Below are 6000 nucleotides of genomic sequence, written 5' to 3' on the forward strand. Positions count from 1 at the left end.
TGAAACTGAATCAGGCTGTTCAGGGCTGGCGCTTTTTCAGGCGGTAGGCAAACTGGGCGCGGCTCAGGCCCAGCAAGCGCGAGGCCGCCGCCAGGTTGCCTTCGCTCTTGTCCAGCGCCTCCTGGATCAGGCACTGTTCAAGCTCGTCGATGGAGAACGCCTGATCCGGCTGATTAAGGGAATCCAGCAGCGAGGTAGCAGGTGCCTGCTGTGCGCCCGCAGTCGATGCCTGACGCAGTGCTCCATGGTGATTCAGCGAGTAGGTGTCCTGTGGTAACGATTCGTTGCGGAAAATATGCACCAGATCGATGGCCTGGCCTTCATCACTGGCAATCAGGCCGCGCTCGATCAGGTTCTGCAATTCGCGCACATTCCCGGCAAAGTCATAACCCAGCAGGGTCTTCAGCGCGCGCATGGTCAATCCGGCCGGCGTCCTGCCGTACTCCTGACAGAAGCGCCCGAGAAAGAAATTGATCAGCAGCGGAATGTCATCGCGGCGCTCGCGCAATGGCGGCAGGGCGATCGGGTAGACGTTCAGGCGATAGAACAGGTCTTCGCGGAAATCGCCCTCGGCCACCGCCTTGCGCAGGTCGACATTGGTCGCCGCCACCACTCGAACGTTGACCTTGATGCCGTGCACCCCGCCGACGCGCTCGATCTCGCGTTCCTGCAAGGCGCGCAGCAGCTTGCTTTGCCCGGCAAGGCTCAGAGAGGTGATTTCATCCAGAAACAGCGTGCCACCGTTGGCGCGCTCGAAACGCCCGGCTCTGGAATGCGTTGCCCCGGTATAAGCCCCTCGCTCCACACCGAACAGCTCGGCCTCGATAAGGTTGTCGGGGATGGCTGCGCAGTTGAGTGCAACGAACGGGCCTTCGCGGTTGCGGCTGAGCTGATGCAACTGGCGGGCGAACATTTCCTTGCCGACTCCGGACTCGCCGCTGATCAATACGGTTGCCGGGGTCATCGCCACCCGTTGCAACGCCTGGGTGGCCGCATTGAAGGCAGCGCTTGCGCCGACCAGCGGCTGGTCGGTGCCGGTCGGCGGGCTTGCCTCATAGCTCGCCGCTGGCGTCGGGACGCTGTGTACTGGCGCAGGTGAGTTGACCGCTCTCAGGTAGCTCAGGTCGCGTTCGACATCGCCCCATTGTTCCGAGGTCTTGCCGACCACACGGCAGTTCGCATGCCCCATGCCCCGGCATTCAACCTCGCGGAAAACCACCATCTGCCCGAACAGGCCGCTGACAAAGCCCGTGGCGTAACCGATTTCGGTCCAGCACACCGGGTCCTGGCCGATGCCATACGCTGCAACATGTTCGTCGGCTTCGCAGGAGTGATGCCAGAGAAACTCCCCCTCGTAGAACCCCGACTCGGCGTCGAATTTGAAGTGCAGCGGCTCGACCTTGGTCATGCCTTCCAGGGTATGCAAGTGCGTACCGGCACGAAACGCCGACGAGGCGTCAGCCTGTGGCCAGCGTTCGCGAATCAATCGGGCGTCCCGCGCGCCAGACAGATACCCGGCACGGGTGAACATCCCGCGTGCCTGTTCCAGGCCCAGCCGTTCGATGATTTCACGGCGCAGGGTGCCGAACGATGAAGTATGCAGCAGCATCATGCGTTGGTCGTTAAGCCAGATGCGCCCATCATCAGGCGAGAAGAACAGGCAACTGGTCAATTCCTCAGCGGTTGGCGAGTCGCCTGCGTGCGTCTGACTGCTGTCGCCGCGAGGCGAGAAGTGCTCGGTGGGGACGCTGTGATCGGGCAGCTCGCAGTGAGGGTTGTTCATGGGTGTACCTCGGCCGGGCAATGGTCGAAATGATCAAATCGAGGCTTGATCAATAAACATAACTTCATCAAATGAACAAGCGTGTCCGCGTAGAGTTTCTGCCTGAGGGGCTCGACGCTTCAATAAGGTCGCCGCAAACCCTTGTCCCAAAGCGGTCGAGTGATGACATGATGGTCGGATTACAATCCCGGCACAGCCTTTGCTCTGACGTACGTACGGCGCATGTTTCCCATGGCAAATGGGGCAGGCGATTACAACCATAAAAGCCGGAGTTAATATGTCAGCGTCTGATGGCACCCCTCTGTTGCAACGCGCGATTGAAGCCGAATGCGTTTTCAATGGCGACTGGATTCCTTCCTCGTCTCCTTCCTTGCCCGTCATCGAGCCTGCGACCGGCGAGCTGTTGATGAACACAGCCATGGCCGGTGCCGCAGACATTGCCGTCGCCTGCCGAGAAGCCGCGCTGGCCCAACCTGCCTGGGCGGCGCTGGGGCCGCGTGAAAAGGCCGACATATTTCTTCTGGCCGCCGATCATGCGGTCTGTGCGTTCGATGAACTGGCCCTGTATGTCGCCCGCGAGACCGGCGGCAGCCTGCACAAGGGCCAGCACGAAGTGAACGAGACCATCGTGTTGTTGCGTCAGGCAGCGGGCATGCTGTCACAGGCCCATGGCCATGGTCTGATGCTGCCGAGTCAGGCCGGTCGTCTGTCCTATGCGCGGCGTGTTGCGCATGGTGTGGTGGGGGTGATATCGCCGTTCAATTTTCCTCTGGTACTGTCCCTGCGCTCGGTCGCTCCGGCCCTTGCTGCCGGTAATGCCGTGGTGCTCAAACCCGATCCACAGACGCCGATCAGCGGCGGTTTCCTGATCGCCCGGCTGTTCGAGGAAGCCGGCCTGCCCAAGGGGCTGCTGCACGTGCTGCCGGGTTCGGCTGATGCTGGCGAAGCGCTGTGCCGCGACACCAACGTGCAGATGATCACCTTTACCGGTTCGACCGGGGCCGGACGCAAGGTTGCCGAGGCTGCGGGCCGAAACCTGAAGAAAGTGTCGCTGGAGCTGGGCGGCAAGAATCCGCTGGTCATTCTCGAAGACGCCGACCTTGATCTGGCCGCCAGCAATGCGGCGTTTGGTGCCTGGCTGCACCAGGGGCAGATCTGCATGGCCACCGGGCTGATCCTGGTGCACGAATCCATTGTCGCCGACCTGACCCGCAAGCTGGCGGACAAGGCGCGGGCGCTGACGGTGGGTAACGCGGCACGCGGTGAGGCTGCTCTGGGGCCGCTGATCAACAAACGGCAGTTGCAGCACGTGCATCAAGTCGTCAGTGACAGCCTGCAGGCCGGTGCGCGACTGGAAACCGGTGGCGAGTATGAAGGCCTGTTCTATCGCCCGACTGTGCTCAGCGGCGTGAAACCCGGCATGCGCGCATTCGACGAAGAGATTTTTGGCCCGGTGGCCGTTGTGGTCAGTTTTTCCACAGACGAGGAAGCCATCGAACTGGCCAATCGTTCCGAGTATGGCCTGGCGGCTGCGGTGATTTCCCCGGACGTCGGCCGCGCGACGGCAATTGGCGACCGACTCAGGTGCGGCATGTTGCACATCAACGATCAGACAGTGGCCGATGAGTGTGTCAACTCGTTCGGCGGGCGCGGTGCGTCGGGCAACGGCAGCAGTGCTGGCAGCCCCTCGGACTGGGATGAATACAGCCAATGGCAGTGGGTGACGGTGAAGAACCAGGCACCGGCCTATCCATTCTGAGTCTGACTGATATTCCATGCTTCATTGCAGCGAGTGATGTGATTCAACGGCAAAACGTGATCCAACAACAATAAGAGCGCGTGATTATGAACCTGAATAACAAAACACTGATCGTCACTGGTGTGTCATCCGGTATCGGCGCTGAGCTGGCACGTGTGGCACGCTTCCAGGGTGCCCGGGTAATCGGCATCGATCGTCATGAACCGCAGTTGACCGTGGACAGTTTCTTCCAGGCGGACCTCGCCGATCCAGACAATATCGATGCATTGATCGAGCGTTTGCCCAAGCAGATCGACGGCCTGTGCAACATTGCCGGCGTACCCGGCACAGCGCCCGTTCAGGCGGTCGCCCAGGTCAATTACCTCGGGCTGCGTCACCTGACCCAGCGTTTGCTGCCACGCATCGCGCCGGGCGGCAGTATTGTCAATGTGGCGTCGATACTCGGTTCACAGTGGCCGGAAAGGCTGGAGTTGCACAAGGCGCTGGCCGCGACCGAAAGTTACAGCGAAGGGCAGGAGTGGCTGGCGGCCAATCCGGTCGCCCATGAAACCTGCTACCAGTATTTCAAGGAAGCGCTGATCGTCTGGAGCTTCAGGCAGTCGCAGGAATGGTTCCGCGATCATTCGGTGCGCGTCAACTGCGTGGCACCGGGGCCGGTGTTCACACCGATTCTGGGAGACTTTGTCAGCATGGTTGGCCAGGAGCGGGTCACCCGCGATGGCCTGCACATGAAGCGTCCTGCGCTGGCCGATGAGGTGGCCGAGGTGATTACGTTCCTGTGTTCCGACGCCTCGCGCTGGGTCAACGGTATCAACTTGCCGGTGGATGGAGGGTTGGCCGCTTCCTACGTGTAATGGCTGCACGTGTTGCAACCCCGGCGACGCGCTCGTGGCGTCGGGGCTCTTGAAAACAACAACAATAAGTACAGGAATCACAAGATGCCCAAGTCTGTCTTGCGTACCGTTGCGACCGTATCATTCATCGCCCTGTCATCGACTGCATACGCCTATGACTTGCCCGGCCTCAACCTGGGCAACACCAGTTTCTACGACGGATCCCCGGCGCCTGCGGGGCCGGGCTGGTATCTGGAGGAGTATCTGAACTATGCCAAGGCCAATCGCTTCAATGACGTGAATGGCGACAAACTGCAACTTCCCAAACAGGACGTGGATGTATTGGCGGTGACTACGCAGATCATCTACGTCGGTCAGCCAATGGCCAATGGGGCCATGCCGGGTATTACCGCAATCAACACGTCGTTGGCGCATGTCGACGTGGATGACGGTCTGGGCAACACCGCCCTGAGTTCGCGCGCCGGTTTCGGCGATCTGGTCATCGGCCCGTTTCTGCAACTGCCGACGATCACCCGTGCCGATGGCAGTCCGCTGCTGACCCAGCGTATCGAGGCGGACATTGCGATTCCGGTCGGTGCCTACGATCGCAATCGCTCGATCAACCCCGGGAGCAATTTCTGGTCATTCAACCCGTACTACGCCGCGACTTACTGGTTTTCGCCGAAATGGTCGGCCAGCGGACGTTTCATGTATTTGTGGAACGGCAAGAATGATGACCCGCAAGCCGGGTTCGGCAATGTTTCCGATACGCAGGCAGGGCAGGCGCTGCATGCCAACCTGACCTTGCAATATGCGGTTAACGAGCAACTTTCGCTGGGGCTCAACGGTTACTGGCTCAAGCAGTTCACGGATACCCAGGTGGATGGACATGATGTCAGCGGTCGCAAGGAAAAGGTTTGGGCCATTGGCCCTGGCTTCCTGTATGCCTTTAACAAGGAGAACGTGCTGACGGTCAATAGTTACTTCGAACAGGGCGCGGAAAACCGCACCGAAGGTAATAAGTTGGTGCTGAATTTTCTGCACAAGCTGTAAGGCATGAGATAGTTTTGACTATCGTTCCAACGCTCCGCGTTGGAATGCAGTTCGTGACGCTCTGCGTCACACCTCTCAGATGCGGCGCAACAGCATGACTTGCCGTTAGCCGCTGCCACAGAAGCGCTTTTTGATCGCGATGGCGCTGACGACGCAGATTGCGACGTTAGTGACGGCTGAGCTCTGGCGCTGATCCGGGGGTAGCCTGGCAGGACGCCAGGCTAGCCGCACCGGGCCCAGACTGTGTAAAAACCCAAGGTAAACCTTTGCTATGATTCCCCAGGATTTCATTGCAAGGGTTGCCCATGAAACGCTTCATTCAAGGTGAACACAGAGGTCAAAGTACCTTGCTTCCCGAGAGTCTCGATGATTACGTCAGCGACACCAATCCGGTGCGCGTTGTCGATGTCTTTGTGGATGAGCTCGACCTGATCACCTTGGGTTTTGAAAGCGCTGTCCCCGCTGAAACGGGCCGACCGGCCGACCGGCCTACCATCCTGCAGTCATGCTGAAGATCTACATCTACGGCTATCTCAACCGTATCCAGTCAAGCCGACGCCTTGAGCGCGAGG

The 6000-nt window shown here is 60.0% G+C and carries 4 protein-coding genes and 1 pseudogene; 4 read left to right on the forward strand and 1 reads right to left on the reverse strand.

The genetic code is table 11. The annotated features are described in order from the left end of the window. Positions 1-19 precede the first annotated feature (19 nt). On the reverse strand, positions 20-1783 hold the full coding sequence (locus KBY02_RS24430) for a sigma-54-dependent Fis family transcriptional regulator (RefSeq protein WP_032655720.1): 1764 nt from the start codon (positions 1781-1783) through the stop codon (positions 20-22). Positions 1784-2060: 277 nt separating this feature from the next. On the opposite strand from KBY02_RS24430, the gene KBY02_RS24435 reads away from it, so the two are divergent. The 4 genes and pseudogenes from KBY02_RS24435 to KBY02_RS24450 form a co-directional block, all read left to right on the forward strand. Next, the gene (locus tag KBY02_RS24435) at positions 2061-3542 is read left to right on the forward strand and encodes a benzaldehyde dehydrogenase (RefSeq protein ID WP_058398308.1); all 1482 of its coding nucleotides are present in this window, start codon (positions 2061-2063) and stop codon (positions 3540-3542) included. Positions 3543-3628: 86 nt separating this feature from the next. After that, positions 3629-4396, forward strand: a complete 768-nt coding sequence (locus KBY02_RS24440) for a coniferyl-alcohol dehydrogenase (protein ID WP_024638649.1) — start codon at positions 3629-3631, stop codon at positions 4394-4396. Between the two features lie 84 nt (positions 4397-4480). Then, a complete protein-coding gene (locus KBY02_RS24445) occupies positions 4481-5428 on the forward strand; it encodes a transporter (RefSeq protein WP_024638650.1) in 948 nt (315 codons plus the stop codon). A 305-nt stretch (positions 5429-5733) separates the two neighbouring features. Next, positions 5734-6000 (forward strand): annotated as a pseudogene (locus tag KBY02_RS24450) (transposase); the annotation flags it as partial.

It is taken from the genome of Pseudomonas sp. P129, from assembly GCF_020312195.1.
In the GTDB taxonomy this organism is placed as follows: domain Bacteria; phylum Pseudomonadota; class Gammaproteobacteria; order Pseudomonadales; family Pseudomonadaceae; genus Aquipseudomonas; species Aquipseudomonas fragariae.

Coding starts and splice junctions, on each gene's coding strand:
- KBY02_RS24445 (WP_024638650.1), top strand. CDS start 4,481: ATGCCCAAGTCTGTCTTGCGTACCGTTGCGACCGTATCATTCATCGCC.
- KBY02_RS24430 (WP_032655720.1), bottom strand. CDS start 1,783: ATGAACAACCCTCACTGCGAGCTGCCCGATCACAGCGTCCCCACCGAG.
- KBY02_RS24440 (WP_024638649.1), top strand. CDS start 3,629: ATGAACCTGAATAACAAAACACTGATCGTCACTGGTGTGTCATCCGGT.
- KBY02_RS24435 (WP_058398308.1), top strand. CDS start 2,061: ATGTCAGCGTCTGATGGCACCCCTCTGTTGCAACGCGCGATTGAAGCC.